The sequence below is a fragment of the Capnocytophaga haemolytica genome (assembly GCF_001553545.1).
In the GTDB taxonomy this organism is placed as follows: Bacteria; Bacteroidota; Bacteroidia; order Flavobacteriales; family Flavobacteriaceae; genus Capnocytophaga; species Capnocytophaga haemolytica.
The window spans coordinates 1250090-1268203 of record NZ_CP014227.1; the positions used below are offsets into that span (position 1 = coordinate 1250090).

15 protein-coding genes are annotated in these 18114 nt (G+C 43.9%); 14 read left to right on the top strand and 1 reads right to left on the bottom strand.

Annotation, left to right across the window (positions count from 1 at the left end; all coding sequences use genetic code 11):
* The first annotated feature begins 48 nt into the window (after window positions 1–48).
* The gene (mtaB, locus tag AXF12_RS05470; protein WP_066429026.1) at window positions 49–1389 is read left to right on the top strand and encodes a tRNA (N(6)-L-threonylcarbamoyladenosine(37)-C(2))-methylthiotransferase MtaB; all 1341 of its coding nucleotides are present in this window, start codon (window positions 49–51) and stop codon (window positions 1387–1389) included.
* Window positions 1390–1490: 101 nt separating this feature from the next.
* On the opposite strand, the gene AXF12_RS05475 is transcribed toward mtaB, so the two are convergent.
* Entirely contained in the window at window positions 1491–2609 is a 1119-nt protein-coding gene (locus AXF12_RS05475; RefSeq protein ID WP_066429028.1) for a toxin-antitoxin system YwqK family antitoxin, read from the bottom strand.
* 687 nt (window positions 2610–3296) lie between these two features.
* On the opposite strand from AXF12_RS05475, the gene AXF12_RS05480 reads away from it, so the two are divergent.
* The 13 genes from AXF12_RS05480 to AXF12_RS05540 all read left to right on the top strand — a co-directional run bounded on the left by AXF12_RS05480 (window position 3297) and on the right by AXF12_RS05540 (window position 17785).
* A complete protein-coding gene (locus tag AXF12_RS05480) occupies window positions 3297–4826 on the top strand; it encodes a GDSL-type esterase/lipase family protein (RefSeq protein WP_394336594.1) in 1530 nt (509 codons plus the stop codon).
* A 27-nt stretch (window positions 4827–4853) separates the two neighbouring features.
* Window positions 4854–6419, top strand: a complete 1566-nt coding sequence (locus AXF12_RS05485; RefSeq protein ID WP_066429032.1) for a LysM peptidoglycan-binding domain-containing protein — start codon at window positions 4854–4856, stop codon at window positions 6417–6419.
* Window positions 6420–6445: 26 nt separating this feature from the next.
* Window positions 6446–8098 (top strand): MBOAT family O-acyltransferase, encoded by a 1653-nt coding sequence (locus tag AXF12_RS05490; RefSeq protein WP_066429034.1) that lies wholly within the window; start codon window positions 6446–6448, stop codon window positions 8096–8098.
* 199 nt (window positions 8099–8297) lie between these two features.
* On the top strand, window positions 8298–9323 hold the full coding sequence (lpxD, locus tag AXF12_RS05495) for a UDP-3-O-(3-hydroxymyristoyl)glucosamine N-acyltransferase (RefSeq protein WP_066429036.1): 1026 nt from the start codon (window positions 8298–8300) through the stop codon (window positions 9321–9323).
* Window positions 9324–9336: 13 nt separating this feature from the next.
* On the top strand, window positions 9337–10725 hold the full coding sequence (locus tag AXF12_RS05500; RefSeq protein WP_066429038.1) for a bifunctional UDP-3-O-[3-hydroxymyristoyl] N-acetylglucosamine deacetylase/3-hydroxyacyl-ACP dehydratase: 1389 nt from the start codon (window positions 9337–9339) through the stop codon (window positions 10723–10725).
* A gap of 6 nt (window positions 10726–10731) precedes the next feature.
* Window positions 10732–11517 carry an acyl-ACP--UDP-N-acetylglucosamine O-acyltransferase gene (lpxA, locus tag AXF12_RS05505; protein ID WP_066429039.1) on the top strand — a complete coding sequence of 262 codons (786 nt, stop codon included), beginning with the start codon at window positions 10732–10734 and terminating at the stop codon, window positions 11515–11517.
* A 74-nt stretch (window positions 11518–11591) separates the two neighbouring features.
* The gene (gene efp, locus AXF12_RS05510; protein WP_066429041.1) at window positions 11592–12158 is read left to right on the top strand and encodes an elongation factor P; all 567 of its coding nucleotides are present in this window, start codon (window positions 11592–11594) and stop codon (window positions 12156–12158) included.
* Window positions 12159–12172: 14 nt separating this feature from the next.
* Window positions 12173–13087 carry a UDP-3-O-(3-hydroxymyristoyl)glucosamine N-acyltransferase gene (locus AXF12_RS05515; RefSeq protein ID WP_066429043.1) on the top strand — a complete coding sequence of 305 codons (915 nt, stop codon included), beginning with the start codon at window positions 12173–12175 and terminating at the stop codon, window positions 13085–13087.
* A gap of 8 nt (window positions 13088–13095) precedes the next feature.
* Complete coding sequence (locus tag AXF12_RS05520) at window positions 13096–13779, top strand: cell division ATP-binding protein FtsE (protein ID WP_066429045.1); 684 nt, start codon at window positions 13096–13098, stop codon at window positions 13777–13779.
* Between the two features lie 208 nt (window positions 13780–13987).
* A complete protein-coding gene (locus AXF12_RS05525) occupies window positions 13988–14938 on the top strand; it encodes a D-2-hydroxyacid dehydrogenase (protein ID WP_066429046.1) in 951 nt (316 codons plus the stop codon).
* Window positions 14939–14949: 11 nt separating this feature from the next.
* Window positions 14950–15336, top strand: coding sequence for a DUF937 domain-containing protein (locus tag AXF12_RS05530; protein ID WP_066429047.1), 387 nt, complete (start codon window positions 14950–14952; stop codon window positions 15334–15336).
* Between the two features lie 143 nt (window positions 15337–15479).
* Entirely contained in the window at window positions 15480–15917 is a 438-nt protein-coding gene (locus AXF12_RS05535; protein ID WP_066429048.1) for a nucleoside deaminase, read from the top strand.
* A complete protein-coding gene (locus AXF12_RS05540) occupies window positions 15914–17785 on the top strand; it encodes a BamA/TamA family outer membrane protein (protein ID WP_066429049.1) in 1872 nt (623 codons plus the stop codon). The genes AXF12_RS05535 and AXF12_RS05540 overlap by 4 nt, the downstream gene beginning before the upstream one ends.
* The last annotated feature ends 329 nt before the right edge of the window (window positions 17786–18114 follow it).

Consider the following 18114-nt stretch of genomic DNA (forward strand, 5'->3'; position numbering starts at 1 on the left):
CCTAACTAATCACTAACCCCTAATCACTAATCACTAATCACTAAAAGAATGCTTTCGACTATTGATAAAAAGAGGGTTGCCTTTTACACCCTCGGCTGTAAGCTGAACTTCTCAGAGACTTCCACCATTGCGCGGAGCTTTGAGGAAGAGGGCTATATTAGGGTTGATTTTGAAGACCCTGCGGATATTTATGTCATCAACACCTGCTCGGTAACCGATAATGCCGATAAGCAGTTTAAGCAGATCGTGCGCAAAGCCCTCAAGGTAAACGACAAGGCATTTGTGGCAGCGGTGGGTTGCTATGCGCAACTGAAGCCGGAGGAACTTGCCCAAGTAGACGGGGTAGACCTCGTGCTGGGGGCTAAGGAGAAGTTTAACATCACCCAATACATAGACGACCTGACGAAGAACAACGAGGGCATCGTACACTCTTGCGAGATTGCCGAAACAGACTTCTACGTGGGCAGCTACTCGTTAGGCGATCGTACGCGAGCTTTCCTGAAGGTGCAGGACGGTTGCGACTACAAGTGCACTTATTGCACTATCCCAATGGCGCGGGGTATCTCGCGCAGTGATACGATTGAGAATATCCTTGCCAATGCTAAGAAAATAGCGGCGCAAGACATCAAAGAGATTGTACTCACAGGGGTGAATATCGGCGACTATGGCAAGGGTGAGTTTGGCAATAAGAAGCACGAGCATACGTTCTTAGAACTCGTGCAGGCGTTAGATGAGGTAGAGGGCATTGCACGCTTGCGTATCTCCTCCATAGAACCTAATCTCTTGAAGGACGAAACGATTGACTTCATAGCACAGTCCAAAGCCTTTGTGCCGCACTTTCACATTCCTTTGCAGAGTGGTAGCAATGATATCCTTAAGAAGATGAAACGCCGCTATCTGCGGGAGCTTTACAGCAGTAGAATAGCGAAGATACGCTCGGTGATGCCCGATGCTTGTATAGGGGTAGATGTGATTGTAGGCTTCCCTAGCGAGACAGATGAGCACTTCTTGGAGACATATCACTTTCTCAATGAGCTGGATATCTCTTACTTACACGTATTTACCTATTCGGAGCGTGACAATACGGAGGCGGTGCTAATGGGTGGCGTAGTGCCTGATGTGGTACGCGCCAAACGCAGCAAGATGCTCCGTGGGCTTTCGGCTAAGAAGCGCAATGCCTTCTATGAGAGCCAGCTGGGTAAGGAGCGCACGGTGCTCTTTGAGAGCGACAATAAGCAAGGCTATATACACGGCTTTACGGAGAACTACGTGAAAGTAAAAGCCCCTTGGAACCCAATGCTGGTAAACACTTTACACCGCGTACGCCTCACCAAGATAGATACCGATGGGTTGGTACGCTTTGACTTCTTAGACGCTGTGCCTGAATAATAACATACTAAGGTGAATTTTAGGGATTAACTTTAAAATATAATGGACTCTCTGAGTTTTGCTTTCTCAGATAGTCCATTTTGTATTTGAAGGAATGATGATTAGCGATTCTCGTTGTAGCGTGTGCTTTTTACTAAGTCACCCATTTTGTAGATTTTATCTTGTACGAGTTTTTTTGCTTCGTAGTACTTCCAAATACCGTCCATCTGATCGTTTTTGAAGTTACCTTCAATCGTTACGTTGCCTTCCTCGCTGTACTCTTTATAAGGACCTTCACGCTGCCCTATAGCGTAGCGAGTCTCACTCTCAAGATTGCCATTGCGGTAATAGGTTTTCCACAAGCCATCTTTGTAGCCATCCTTATAGTCGCCTTCTTCATCGGTAAATCCAGGTTCATATTTTGAGAAATGGTGTCCGTTGCGTTGTCCATTTTTGTAGTTCATTTCATAAGTCTGCTTACCATTGCGGGTAGAGAAGCGTTTTTCGCAAGTGCGTACACCGTTGTCGTAAATATTCTCTCTTTCTAAGTTGCCGCTGTACTTGTCGTAGCGTTTATGGCTGCCGTGTTCTTTATGATCTTTATAGGACTTTTCGCTTTCCTTTTTGCCATTATCCCAGTATTCTACGCGGGTGTAAGTGCCTTCATCCTTATAGTCGTACTCAATGTGCACCATATTGTTGTTAGCTTTCTCGATCCATTTGCCAAAAGGCTTGTCATCTTTGTAAAACTCTTCTTTAAAACCATCAATTTCACCTTCACGAGTGCGGTAAGTTTTCTTTTTCCAGAATTTACCGTCCTTCTTGCCGTCTTTATAAGTGCTTAAATCAACGAGCTTCCCTTTTTCATCAAAACGTTTCTGCTCGCCATTGAGTTTGCCTGCACGGTAGGAGTGTTCTTGCTCCACTTTGCCATTTTCATAGAAGATTGATTTGCCATCTTGCTCCCCATTTTTGTAGCTTATTTCAGCTATTTTATCTCCCTTCTTGTCGAAGTATTTGAAGGTGCCGTTCATACGCCCTTTGGAGAAAGTGCCATCGAAGTATGCACCTTCTCCCTGTGCTACTTTAAAGTTGCCCTCAAGAGGTTCTTGGCTTTTTTTGAAACGCCAAACGGTTTCGGTGCCGAATTTCTGTTCTTCAAGTTCATCTTTTGAAGCTAACTTCTGTGCAAAAGCTGTTGAGGCTGAGAGTAATAGCCCCATAAGTAGGATGTTTTTCATTGCTTAAACATTTTGAGCCACAAATGTACGATTATTTTTATTGGTAGCAACTAAATGTTGTGAATATCACAAAATAGTTTAAATGTGTTATATTTACAAATGTAATATAAGGGAGAATATGTGTTTTAAGTATGGCTTTTACTGCTTGATAACTCGCTGATTATGTGTTATATGCCGTTTTTATTAGGTCAATCGTGAGGGAATGCGAAGTTATGAGGATGCAAAGTGTGTAAAATGGCCGTTCTTAGAGGCTTTGTAATTCGTTGATTGTTCGATAGTTTTTCGCTAAACCTAATACTAACCTAATACTAACCTAATACTAACCTAATACTAACTTAATACTACAGTAATACTGTCGTTCGGTGTTCCTTCGATGTTCCTTCGAGATGTGTTCGTAATGTGTTCGAGATCCTTGCAAGGATAATAGCGGCGAGACGAGATCCTTGTGGGCAGTTTGAACCTACTTGACTTAAAATTTTTTATAAAAGTATTGTCAGTTTATTTTTTCTTTGTAATTTTGCAGCCTGAATGTAACGTAGTTTTGTTCCTGTGGAAAGATCATATTTTAGGCAGTCATTTTTTATAATTGTATTGGCAACTGCGCTCTTTATAGCCTTTAAAGAGTTCTTGCCTAAGCGTATTTTTCCAGAGAGTAAGCCTACGACTAACATAGTGGTTGACAGCCTAATGCTGGCAACAATGGAGGGTAAAGACCTTGACTCATTAGTGAACGATTCGCTGGCAAAGGCAACAAAGTTAGAAGAGTCGCAGCAAGGGCTGAGTTCATTTTTCCAGAAGTTGGAGTCGCTTGAGCGTACTAAGCAAGGCAAAATACGCATTGGTTATTACGGCGACTCAATGACTGATGGCGACCTCATTGTGCAGGATTTGCGCGCCCTATTTCAAGAAGCCTTTGGAGGGTATGGCATTGGTTTTTTGCCTATAGCATCGGAGTCGGCAATGTCACGCGGAAGTGTGATACATCGATATTCACCTACTTGGAAAACACAGTCGTATGTGAATGTAAAGCGTCCGTGGCGGCCTTTTGGGGTGAGTGGTCAGGTGTTCTTTGCTCAGAATCCGAAAGGTACTTGGGTGCAATACAAGGCGTCGAACCAGCCACACATCAGTATGCTCTATACGCCAACGTTGTATTATGGCTCTTCGGGTAATAAAGCAGCAATGGTGGAGATTAGCTACGGCGATACCCTCAAGGTGGTCAAACCGATGCCTACTGATAGGCTGCTGAACCGTTTGGTGCTGGCTGAAGGCAGTGTGAAGATGGTGCGAGTGAATTTTATCAAGGCGGATTCGATACCTATCTACGGTGTGAATTCAGATAGTGCAGAGGGCGTTTATGTCGATAACTTTTCAAGTCGTGGCAACTCAGGATTGCCGCTATCGCTGTTCAATGTCGACCTGATGCGTGATTTTGATAGGACACTGAGCTATGACCTGATTGTGTTGCACTTCGGGGCGAATGTACTGGGCTATGGCTCACTTGACTATTCGTTCTATGAGCGTGGAATGACCAAAGTGGTGAACCAACTCAGAGCGTGCTTCCCTAATACGTCGATCCTGATTATTTCCACTGCGGATAAGTCGACCAAGGTGGATATGGAGATGAAAACAGATAAGGCAGTAGTGCCTTTGGCAAATGCACAGCGCAAATATGCTAAGGACACCCATTCGGGCTTTATCAATCTTTACGAGTTAATGGGAGGCGAAGGTTCGATGAAGCAATGGGTAGAAGCCTCGCCATCATTAGCTGGAAAGGATTATACGCACTTTAACGCAAGAGGTGCTAAGAAGGTTGCTCACTTGCTTTACAATCAACTAATGGAGGATTATCATCAGTATAAAAATGCGAGCAAGAAGAGGAAAGTTACCCCAGAGGTGCCAGCAGTACAAACAGCTACGCCTACCTCAACGCCACAGGTGACTACGCCTACCAGAGAAAGCGCTCCGTCTGCCTCTGCACCGCAAAGGGTGAACACCCCAGCGGGGAGTGTACGCCAAAGAGTGAATACACCTCCAGCAGGTGTACCTCAGAGGGCGAGTGCCCCTGCGACAAGTGCCCCACAGCGAACCACTGTGCCCGCAGCGCCACGTCCTGCAACAACAAGTAAGACAAACGTAGCTACATCAAGCGCTACGATCAGTAATAAACCGAAGGAAGAATCTATTAAGCAACATAAGGATAGTTTACGCAAGTAATTTTACACAACACTAATAACTTTAGCAATGAAAAAGTATGTACAATACATCAAAGGAGCAGTGATAACGGGCTTGTTAGCAGTTACAGTTTTGCTCTATCTGAGAGGAAATTACACAACTGCATTTAGTCTTTTTTCATTCAATGGGGAAAGATATGAGAACGGAGAGAAGATCGCTAAGGAGGCTTTTGAGCCTGCTATTGATGATCGTTTAGCTTATAGCGGTGAGGAAGAGACCCCCGTAGAATACAATTATGTGTATAATGCTACCGCCTTAGATCCATTCTTTGAAAAGCTCGCCTCATTAGAGGTTGCTAAAAAAGGGAAGCTCAATATCGTACATATCGGCGATTCGCATATACAAGCCGACGTGATGACGGGTGTAGTACGACAACGCTTTCAAGAGAGTTTTGGCAATGCAGGTTTGGGGTTAGTGTTCCCTTACTCGTTGATACGCACCAATGGAGGGCATAATGTTTCTTTTAGCTCGAATATTGCGTGGGAAGTGCAGAAGAATATTGGTAGAGAAGGTGACCAAGTGGGTATCAGCGGCTACTCACTTTCTACTAAGAATAAGAATTTTGTGATTGAGCTTAATCTTAAAAATAAGAAATACGCATTCAACACCTTAAAGATTATCACTCCTAATAACGAGCGTTTCTTTGAGGTGGCTACGAATGTAGGGAATGTAGGAAGAGTGAGTGCAGCGCCATTGCGCCCAACTGTTCAGAAAATGCTTACTCATAAAGTATCACAAGGTGAAACACTTTACGGTATCTCACACAAATACCACACAACGGTATCTAAAATACAGAATGCGAATAGGCTTAGTTCAGCTAATATACGTATTGGGCAGGTGTTGCATATTCCCACAGCTGAAAAAGTAGCAGCAGCACCCGCAGCTCGCCGAGTAGACCTTTCAGAGGCAAAAGTACTAAGCGGTAATTCACTTTTTAGTTATTACACTTATGAAGGGCTGAACGTTTCAGATAAGATATATCTCACTCCTAATAGTAAAAGTGACTCATTTACACTTAGTGGTATCGTATTGGAGAACAACAACAGCGGTATTATCTATCACGCTATAGGGGTGAATGGGGCGCACTTCTCTGATTACAATAAGTCGAAGTTATTCTTTGAACAGATAAAAGCCTTAGAGCCCGACCTAATTATTGTATCGCTTGGTACTAACGAGACTTTCGGCAGGATGTCGGCTGACCGTTATGATGAGCAAGCTACGAAGTTCATCAATGCTTTGCGCAATACGTATGGCGAGTGCCCCATACTGCTTACTTCGCCACCACCGTCGCTTTATAAGCGCAAGAGTCCTAATCCGCTGTGTGAGGAGTATGCCGACCGCTTGATCGACAACTCGGTGAAGGATAATTACAGTGTGTTCGACCTTTATCGTGCTGTGGGAGGAAGTCAGGCGATGAATCGCTTTATACAGCATAACCTTATTGCGGGTGACCGTGTGCATTACACACGCCAAGGTTACCTCGAACAAGGGACGCTCTTTTACGATGCTTTTATGAGTAACTACCTCAACTACAAGAGAAAGAATAAACAGCCCTTAAAACCCATACTGAATTGAATTTAGAAAATTTGCAGCTCTGGGCAATGCAGTTTTGTCCGAGTGAGGAACAGATAAAAAGCTGGTTTACTTACGACCCCAATCACCCCCTACTATTTAACAGTAGCTTGTTTTTGGGGCTCTTTTTGGCTTTTTATTTGCTGTACATTCTCACCAAGAAGCACGCTCACTTCCGTACTGTTTATGTGACACTCTTCTCACTGTTTTTCTACTACAAAGCGGGGGGGAATTACTTTGTGCTCTTAGTGCTGTCATCAGCATTGGATTACTTCTTCGCAGGGAAGATCTATAAGAGTGAGAAGCCTATTGCTCGAAAGTTCTATCTGGCAGCGAGTATGGTTACTAATTTGGGTATTCTTGGATATTTTAAGTATACTAACTTTTTGATTGATAGTTTTAATCAACTGTTCAGTTCAAATTTTGCCCTTTTAGATATTGTGTTGCCTATTGGGATATCCTTCTATACTTTCCAGACAATGAGCTATACCATTGATGTGTATAGGCGTGAGATAGAGCCCGCAAAATCCTTTCTCGATTTTACTTTTTTTGTTTGCTTCTTTCCGCAATTAGTTGCAGGACCTATCGTACGTGCAAAGGACTTTATTCCTCAGATCTATAAGAAGATAAACATTACTAAAGAAGAAGCCTCTTTTGCGCTTTTCTTAATCATCGGAGGGCTGATAAAGAAAGCCGTTATCTCCGATTATATTTCGCTGAATTTTGTAGATCGTGTGTTTGATGCACCGAATAATTATACGCCTTTTGAGAACTTGATGGCTGTGTATGGTTATGCTTTGCAGATTTATTGTGACTTCTCAGGCTATTCTGATATGGCAATAGGCTTAGCACTTTTAATGGGCTTTACGCTACCGATTAACTTCCGCACACCTTACCAGTCAGAGAATATTACTGAATTTTGGCGTAGATGGCACATTTCGCTTTCTACGTGGTTAAAGGACTACCTATATATCTCTGTGGGTGGCAATAGGCGAGGCACCTTCTGGGGGTATTTCTTTCCGACAGTCTTCTTCGCCTCTTCACTGTTTTGGGGGTTGAAAATGATGAATTACACGATGGTGCCTTTGTATATTGTTTTAGGAGGCTTAGCAGTGTTCTTTCTATCAATTGTTATTGCCTCAGATAAGCAAAAAGCACTTAGAAGCGGTTTTAACCAGATGACCACAATGCTATTGGGTGGGTTGTGGCACGGCGCTAACCTACGATTCATCGTTTGGGGTGCATTACACGGTTTGGCATTATCGCTACATAAGAGTTTTAAAGAGTTATTTCCTAAGCGTGACCCTGATAAGAAATCATTTTTTGGTAGCTTATTTACTCCGTTATTTGTACTCATCACTTTCCATTTTGTTGCTTTTTGTTGGATCTTCTTTCGCGCTAAGGATTTTGATATAGCACTGAATATCATCAATAATATACAAAATATTACCTATAATCCACAGCAATGGCAAGTGATCTTCCAAGGGTATCAAAGTGTATTTATCTTGATTATATTTGGATATATTTGGCACTTCTTCCCTCAATCAATGAACGACTCACTCAAAAATCTATATGACTCAATGCCGATAATATTTAAGGCTGCGGTTATTGCATTAGTCTTTTGGGTGGTATATGCAACCGCTTCGAGTGAGGCACAACCATTTATTTACTTCCAATTCTAAATAGGGTAGGAGAGGGGAGGTTCATTCGTTCTTCCTTTATGGTGTATTCGTAGGAGAGATTAGAGTTTTTTTTGTTAAATTTTTCACTTTTTGCTTTGGTTTGAAATATTTTTACTATTTTTGGGGCGGAATTTTGAGGTAAAAACTTGAATTACGCATAGTGTTCTAGTTTCTACCATTTTGATTATAAGTTGATTAAATGAAATTTACAGCATTACAAATAGCGAATGTTTTGGGTGGAGAAGTAGAAGGAAACCCCGAAAAAGAGGTGTTTACGCTCTCAAAAATTGAGGAAGGGACAGAAGGTTCTATTTCTTTTTTAGCGAACCCAAAATACAAGCATTTCATTTACACTACAGCGGCATCGGTGGTGATAGTCGGTAAGGACTTCGAGGCAGAACATCCTGTGTCGGCTACCTTGGTGCGTGTGGACGATGCTTATGCAGCTTTTTCAAAACTTTTGGCTTTTTACAACGAAATAAAGCTCAATAAACAAGGTGTAGAGCAGCCCTCTTTTATTGCTCCTACGGCTAAAATAGGTAAAAATGTGTATATCGGTGCTTTTGTGTATATCGGTGAAAATGTGGTAGTTGCTGATAATGTGAAGATTTATCCTAACACTTATATTGGCGATAATTCGCGTATTGACGAAAATAGTACTATCTTTGCAGGCTGTAAAATCTATTCTGAGACGGTGATCGGTAAGAGTTGTACATTGCACAGCGGTGTGGTGCTTGGGGCTGATGGTTTTGGCTTTGCCCCCAACGAAGATGGTTCTTACAACAAAGTACCACAGATAGGCAACGTAGTGCTTGAGGACAATGTGGAGATTGGCGCGGGCAGCACGGTGGATAGGGCTACACTTGGCTCGACGATTATCCGTGAGGGGGTGAAGCTCGACAACCAGATACAGATCGCCCATAATGTGGAAGTGGGCAAGAATACTGTAATTGCGGCACAAACAGGGGTGGCAGGTTCTACTAAAATAGGTGAACATTGCACTATTGGTGGGCAAGTGGGCATTGTAGGGCATCTTACGATTGGCAATCGTGTGAAGATACAGGCACAAACAGGTGTAGGGCGCAATCTGAAAGATGATGAGGCAATACAAGGTTCGCCCGCACTGCCTTATGCGGAATATAACAAGGCATACGTGGTTTTCAGGAAACTACCTAACCTACTAAAACGCATTGAGGAATTAGAAAAGAAATTAAAAGACAAATAATAGATACGTTATTATGGTAAAGCAAAATACCTTATCGAAGGAAATAACATTAGAAGGCATTGGCTTGCATACCGGTAGAGAGGTGAAGATGGTGCTCAAACCAGCCCCTGTGGACAATGGGTTTACCTTTGTGCGCACTGATTTGGAGGGTAGCCCTGTGGTAGAGGCAGATGCTAATTATGTGTCGAATACGGAGCGTGGCACTGTCTTAGAAAAGAAAGGCGTAAAGATACAGACTTGTGAGCACGTGCTGGCAGCCCTTGTAGGTATGGATCTTGACAATGTGATTATTGAGCTTAATGCCTCAGAGCCGCCTATTATGGATGGCTCTTCTAAGTACTTCGTAGAGGCTATTGCTGTGGCGGGTATTGTAGCTCAGGATGCTGACAGAGACGAGTATATCGTAAAGAATGTGATCACTTATGTAAATGAAGAGACAGGCAGTGAGATTACGCTTATCCCTGCTGAGGAGTACCAAGTAACGACTATGGTGGATTTTGGTACAAAGATATTGGGCACACAGAACGCCTATATGAATCACCTTTCGGAGTTTAAGAATGAGATAGCCCCTGCGCGCACTTTTAGCTTTTTGCACGAACTTGAGACGCTTTTAGATCACGGCTTAATCAAAGGGGGTGACCTCAATAATGCGATCGTTTATGTGGATAAGGAGATCTCAGAGAGTACAATGGAAAAGCTCAAGAAGGTGTTCAACAAAGAGCATATTTCTGTAAAGCCTAATGGGGTACTCGACAATCTCACACTGCACTACTCTAACGAGGCTGCGCGCCATAAATTACTCGATGTGATTGGCGACTTAGCACTCGTAGGTACACGCATTCGTGGGAAGGTCATTGCTACCAAACCAGGGCACTTTACCAATACACAGTTTGCTAAGAAGCTCTCAAAGATCATCAAGAACGAGCGCAGAAATAATGTACCCTCTATCGACCTGAACCAAGCACCACTGATTGATATCAACGGGATTATGAAGCTCTTGCCACACCGTCCGCCATTCCTTTTGGTAGATAAGATTTTTGAGCTCTCGGATAAGCACGTAGTGGGCTCTAAGAATGTAACGATGAATGAGCCGTTCTTTGTAGGGCACTTCCCTTCTTCGCCTGTGATGCCTGGCGTATTGCAGATAGAAGCGATGGCACAGACAGGTGGTGTGCTCATACTCAGCACAGTACCTGACCCAGAGAACTATCTCACCTACTTTATGAAGATTGACAACGTGAAGTTTAAGGTGCCTGTGGTGCCTGGCGACACACTTATATTTAAATTAGAATTGCTAAGCCCTATCCGTAGGGGGATTTGCCATATGCAGGCGTATGCGTACGTCAATGGCAAGTTGGCAACTGAAGCCGAACTAATGGCTCAAATAGTAAAAGTAAAATAAAGATATATGATTCAACCATTGGCTTATGTCCATCCAGGGGCAAAGATTGCAGAGAATGTAGTAATAGAGCCGTTTACCACTATTAGCAATAATGTGGAAATCGGTGAAGGCACTTGGATAGGACCTAATGTAACCATTATGGAAGGGGCTCGCATCGGGAAGAACTGTAAGATATTCCCAGGGGCAATCATTTCAGCGGTACCTCAGGACTTGAAGTATCAAGGCGAGGAAACCACCACTCACATTGGCGATAATACTACTATCAGAGAGTGTGCAACCATCAACAAGGGTACGCTCGATCGTATGAAGACCATAGTGGGTAATAACTGCCTTATTATGGCATATTCGCATATTGCACACGATTGCATTGTGGGTAATAATTGTATTTTCTCTAATAATACCACTCTTGCAGGGCACGTAACGGTGGGCGATTGTGCTGTGATGGCAGGGATGACTGCTGTATATCAGTTTTGTTCTATCGGTAGTTATGCCTTCGTTACAGGGGGGTCGCTTGTAGGCAAGGATGTGCCGCCTTATGTGAAGGCAGGGCGCAGTCCGCTCTCGTATGTAGGGGTGAACTCTATTGGTTTGCACCGCCGTGGTTTTAGCACTGAGAAGATACGTGAGATACAAGATATTTACCGTGTGATATTCCAAAAGCGGCTCAGTACCTCACACGCCTTAGAGTATATCGAGGCAGAGATGGAAGCTACTGTGGAGCGCGATGAGATATTACAGTTTATTCGCAAATCACAACACGGGATAATGAAAGGATACCATATTAATGATTAAAAATAGAGGTCAGAGGTCAGAGCTGATTTCTATTTTCTATCCTAATTACTAAATTAATTTATAGATTAAAATAAATGGCAACAACAGCAGACATTAAGAAAGGATTGTGCATACGCTTCAATCACGATATTTACAAGATTGTGGAGTTCCTCCACGTAAAGCCTGGCAAAGGACCTGCTTTCGTACGTACAAAACTTAAGAGTGTAACTACAGGGAAGATCCTTGACAATACCTTCTCAGCAGGGCATAAAATTGAGGATATTCGCGTAGAGACACGCTCTTACCAATACCTCTATGAGGAAGGTGAAGACTTCGTATTTATGAACAACGAGGACTACAATCAGGTGCACGTGCGCAAGGATATGCTCGACTATCCTGAGCTACTCAAGGAAGGTGAGAATGTGATGATTATCTTCAATGCTGAGGATGAGACGCCTCTGTCAGTGGAAATGCCTGCTAATGTAATCCTCACTGTTACACACGTAGAGCCAGGGGTAAAGGGCAACACAGCGACTAACGCTACTAAGCCTGCCACTGTAGAGACTGGAGCTACTGTGAATGTACCGCTCTTCATCAATGAGGGTGATCGCATCAAGATTGAGACAGAGAAGGGTACTTACGTTGAACGTATGAAGGACTAACGCCACTAAGTGATATGCAGTTTCCCACACCTTATACCTTACAACAAATCGCGACTATCATTGGGGCGCGCTACGTCGGTGCTGATGACTTCCCTGTATTGGGAATGAATGAGATACACGTGGTGTGTGAAGGAGATATCGTCTTTGTTGATCACCCTAAGTATTATGACAAGGCTTTGCAATCGCGGGCAACCGTAGTGTTGATTAACAAGGAAGTGGATTGCCCTGAGGGTAAGGCACTGCTCATCTCTGATGACCCTTTTCGCGACTTTAACAAGCTCACTGACTTCTTCCGACCTTTTGAGCGGGCGACGGCAATGATAGCCCCTACAGCGAAGATCGGCGAGAGCAGTGTAGTGCAACCTGGGGTGTTCATCGGCAATAATGTGGTGATTGGTGAGGGGTGCCTGATACACGCCAATGTTACTATTGGGGATAATTGTTTGATTGGCAACAATGTAACTATCCACGCGGGAACGGTGCTCGGTGCAGATGCTTTCTATTACAAAAAGCGACCTGAAGGCTTTGACAAACTCAAATCGGGCGGTCGTGTAGTGATAGAAGATGAGGTAGACCTCGGAGCTCTCTGCACTATCGACCGTGGTGTAACAGGAGATACCACCATCGGGCGGGGCACTAAGATTGACAACCAAGTGCACGTAGGGCACGACACCGTGATAGGCAAGAAATGCCTCATTGCCTCGCAGACAGGCATAGCAGGTTGCGTAGTGATTGAGGACGAGGTAACGATATGGGGACAAGTGGGTATGACCAGCGGCATCACCATTGGCACAAAGGCTGTGATATTGGCACAGAGTGGCATCTCAAAGTCCTTAGAGGGTGGGCAGACCTACTTCGGCTACCCAGCTGAGGAAGCACGCAAGAAATACAAGGAGATGGGAGCCTTGAGACAACTCATCAACAAGTAGCAGAACGAATGGACAACGTAGTATTACACTTAGAAAAAGTATCGGTATATCAGCGCAGTAACCTGATCCTCTCGGATGTGAACCTCACTATTGGCAAAGGGGAACTCATCTACCTTATAGGTAAGACAGGCTCAGGCAAGAGTAGCCTCATCAAGTTGCTCTATGGCGACCTACCCCTGACCAAAGGGGAGGGAAAGGTAGTGGGCTTTGACTTGAAAAAGCTCACAGAGGACGATATACCGCTGCTAAGGCGTAAGATAGGCGTTGTATTCCAAGACTTTAAGTTGCTCTCTGACCGCAATGTGTACGATAATCTCGCTTTTGTACTCAAGGCTACAGGTTGGTATGATAAGGCAAAGATAAAGCAACGCATTGAGAAAGTGCTCGCAAAGGTGAAGATGCAGAATAAGGGCTTCAAATTTCCGCATGAACTCTCAGGCGGTGAACAGCAACGCATTGCCATAGCACGAGCCTTGCTCAATAACCCTGAACTTATCTTAGCCGATGAGCCTACCGGTAACCTTGACCCAGAGACAAGCGTAGAGGTGATGCAGGTGCTCAAGGAAATCAACGCCTCTGGGCGTACTATACTAATGGCAACTCACGACTATGCACTCATCTTAAAGTTTCCTTCGAAAACCCTTAAATGCGATGGGGAACGCATCTTTGAAGTAGTGCAGAGAAGAGTGTAGTTTAGAGCTTTGAGGTATGAGCTTTGAGCTTTGAGAAGGCGACCTACAAGGGTTGTTTTGTTTTGAAGTGTAAAAGTTCAAAAACTGGAAAGCTCGGTAATAAACTTAAATGAATAATAAATAAGAGATTGAGATAGAACTTTAGTAGTAATAGCAAGTTTTGCGATAATGACTCAAAGCTCAAAGCTCAAAACTCAAAGCTCATAAAATGAAAATACTTGCAAATGATGGTATTTCCGACTTAGGAAAGCAAGAATTAGAAGAAAACGGATTTGAGGTACTCACTACAAAAGTAGCTCAAAATCAACTCATAGATTATATCAATAAGCATCAGATAGATGCTTTGTTGGTGCGCTCAGCCACTCAGGTGCGTAAGGACATCATTGATGGCTGCCCTTCGCTGAAGCTCATCGGGCGTGGTGGGGTGGGGATGGACAACATCGATGTAGACTATGCCAAAGCCAAAGGATTACACGTGATTAACACTCCTGCGGCTTCAGCCCTCTCAGTGGCAGAACTCACCTTTGCACACCTCTTCACAGGAGTACGATTTTTGCACAATGCCAATCGCGATATGCCCTTAGATGGTGATACCCGCTTTAACGAACTCAAAAAAGACTATAACAATGGGGTAGAACTGCGTGGTAAAACCCTCGGTATTTTTGGCTTTGGGCGCATTGGGCAAGCGGTAGCACAGATCGCTATTGGCTTAGGAATGAAAGTATTGCCTTATGACCCCAGCGTAGCAGAAGCAACCATTACCCTCAGTTTCTTTGATGGACAAAAAGTATCCTTCGACATTAAAACTGTAGAGAAAGAGCGCGTGCTGATGGAATCAGATTTCATCACACTGCATAGCCCTATGCAAAACAGTTACCTCATTGATGAGAAGGAAATCAATATGATGAAGGACGGAGTAGGGATTATCAACTTAGCGCGCGGTGGTGTACTCTCAGAGGCAGCCCTCTTACACGCCTTTGAGCACGGAAAGGTAGCCTTTGCGGGCTTAGATGTCTTTGAGAATGAACCTCAGCCATCTATCCACGTGTTGATGCACCCACAAATATCATTAACACCGCACATTGGGGCGGCAACTCTTGAAGCCCAAGATCGCATTAGTAGCGAATTGGCAACTCAAATAGTAAATTTACTTAAATAATAATTATAAAAATGGCAGGAATATTAGATTTCTTACAAGGAGATAACCTCCAGAAGCTCGTCAGTGGATTGAGTGAAAAGACAGGCATTTCATCAGATAAAGTAACCTCAGTGATGGACTCTGTAAAGTCGATGTTTGGTGGCGAAGGTGATGCTGCAAGTGCAATTAGCAAACTCACCAGCGGTGATGCAGTAAAGACCATCAGTGAGAAGAGTGGTGTATCGCTTGATAGCGTAAGCAAAATCTTTGAGAACTTTACTCCTATGGTAAGTCAGTTTTTCTCAGGCAAAGGGGGCAACATCAGCGAAATGTTTACCTCTTTCCTTGATAAGAACAAAGATGGCAATGTGATGGACGACATCAAGAGTGGTATATCAGGACTTTTCGGAGGTAAGTAGAATCAGCTTTTAGCTATAGCTTTTGGCTTTTAGAAAGTAGCGAATAGTATTCGTCGCAGGGGCGGTATCGCTGGCGATAATACTACTCGCTATTTTACTATGTCCTAAAAGCTAAAAGCTAAAAGCTAAAAGCTAAAAGCTAAATGCTAATGACGGATATTTACTTTATGCAACAAGCTCTTGCGGAGGCATGGCTGGCTTTTGAGGAAGGCGAGATCCCTGTGGGAGCGGTAGTAGTCACTGGGGGACAAATTATTGCGCGGGCGCACAACCTCACTGAGCGGCTCACCGATGTTACTGCCCATGCTGAGATGCAGGCTATCACGATGGCTGCAGAATATCTTGGCGGAAAATACCTCCAACCTTGCACAATGTATATCACCTTAGAACCTTGTGCGATGTGTGCGGGGGCTCTCTACTGGAGCCAAATAGGGCGGGTGGTTTACGCCGCAGAAGATGTGCATCGTGGATATCGTGCTATGGGCGGGAAATTACACCCCAAAACCGAAGTTACCAGCGGAGTACTCGCTACTGAAGCTGCTACCCTTATACAACAATTCTTTGCCTCAAAACGCAAATAATGAAACACTTCACTTTCATACTCATTTTCTTCCTTGGGATAAGTACGCTCTTCTCCCAAACCAAAGACACGCTGAAAGTGAAGGATACCATTCCTAAGCCCATACCCCCTGAACGCGAGGCAAAGAACAAAGCCTTTTATGAACAACTTAAAGAGCGTTTTGAGCGGCATAAAGCTACCAAAGATCTTACAAATCTCATAGAGATAGACTCTCCCCAAGATAGTGTTAAAAAACAACAAAAAACTAAACCTGAGGCACCGAATTACGGGGCTTATCAAGGTAAAATTATTCGTAAAATCACCATCACTACGCTTGACCCCTTTGGCTTTGATGAGCGCGACCTAAGTAAGCAACCCCAGAAAAAGTTAGAACGCTATGGCAACGCTTTGCACGTGAAGACCCGTGAAGGCACCGTGCGCAAGTTTCTCTTATTCAAGAAAAACCAGCCAATGGATACCCTCCTGCTTAAGGAAACAGAGCGTGTGTTGCGTAACCAGCGGTATGTGCGGCGCGCCTTAGTGCAGCCTGTGGAGGTGGGGCAAGCCTCTGACTCCGTGGATATACAGGTGAATGTACTCGATAGCTGGTCTTTATATTTTGATGGCGACCTCACCGATAGCCGCGGGTGGACACGCCTTACGGAGCAAAACCTACTTGGCTTGGGGCACGAGGCTTATGTTACTTATCGGCAGTATTTCTCCAAATTTTCTGATAATGGGAAAGGTTTTGGATATGTATGGCGCAATATACAGAACACTTATATCAATCTGCGCACTTCTTACTATACGGATTACGAGAATTTCTACGACAAGTCTCTTGCCGCCGAACGTCCGCTCTATTCACCTTTGGCACGCTGGGCGGGACGTATAGGCTATTTTGAGAACCGCTATCAAGATCAGAGTATCATCCATAGCGATAGCATCTATACCCCTGTGCTGGGCACTAAGACTTTCGACATATTTGGCAGTGTCGTCTTCCCTATAAAGACCACTCGCAATAAGGATATCAACACCTTCATCATCTCCACGCGCTTTCAGAACACCTATTTCTTTGAAAAACCAGCGGCTATCTTCGACCCTGAAGAGTACTATGCCAATCAGGATTTAGTACTCACCCAATTGAGTCTTAAGCGTACTAATTTTAAGAAAGCCCGCTATATCTTCCGCAATGGAGACGTTGAGGACGTAGGGGTAGGGCATACTTTTTTCCTTACCTCAGGTGTACTGCACAAGCTCAGGAGTACGAACCCTTACTTTGCATTAGGCTACTCGCACGCACGCTATGCTGATAAGGGCTATTACGCCCTCAATGTTGAAGGGGGTACTTTCCTGAAGGATAAACAGCTCTCACAGACGGTATTAAGGCTTGAAGCTACCCTCTTTTCCAACCTCTTCACTTTGGGTGATTGGCACTTCCGTCAGTTCTTCAGAAGCAAAATTGTCGTAGGCTTTAGTCGTAATGAGAACAACCGCGACCGTATTAATCTCAACGGTGATAATGGCATCTTGGGCTTTAGCAGCACTCGCGTCTACGGTACGCGCAAATTGGTACTCTCCTCACAGACGCAGGTGTACGCTCCCTTTCAGTTTATAGGCTTCCGCTTTAGCCCCTTCCTATCGGCTGACCTTGCCTTTATAGGGCAGAAGGAGACAGTCTTCCCACAGGCAGATATGTATTCCCGCCTCTCCATCGGTTTTTATATCTCTAACGACTATCTACCTTTCGGGGCGATACAGTTTTCCTTTGGGTATTACCCACGTATCCCAGGTAGTGGCAACCAAATCTTTAAGTTTACAGGGGTAACGAACGACGATTTCCGCTTGCAGAGCTTTAACTATCAAGCACCTTATTTGGTACCATACAGGTAAGGTGTGAGGTCTGAGGTGTGCGGTATGAGGGATAATGAATAATGTATAATCTCAAATTACGCAGTAGAAGTATACACTCAATCTAACTAATTGGTTATGAAAGATATACTTCATCATTTTACAATAGAGTATTAGGAAGCAAACTATTACACTATCTTGTTGATAACAAGAACGAAAGCTCAGCGCGCTAGCCCTAAACGCTAAAAGCTGAGACTTAAAAGCTGAATTTGGGATAATGGATAATGAAAAAGTCCTTGGGCACACTGCTCAAGGACTTTTTATTTTAATAGAGTATGAGTTCTAATTTCTAATTTTCTAATTTCTAAATT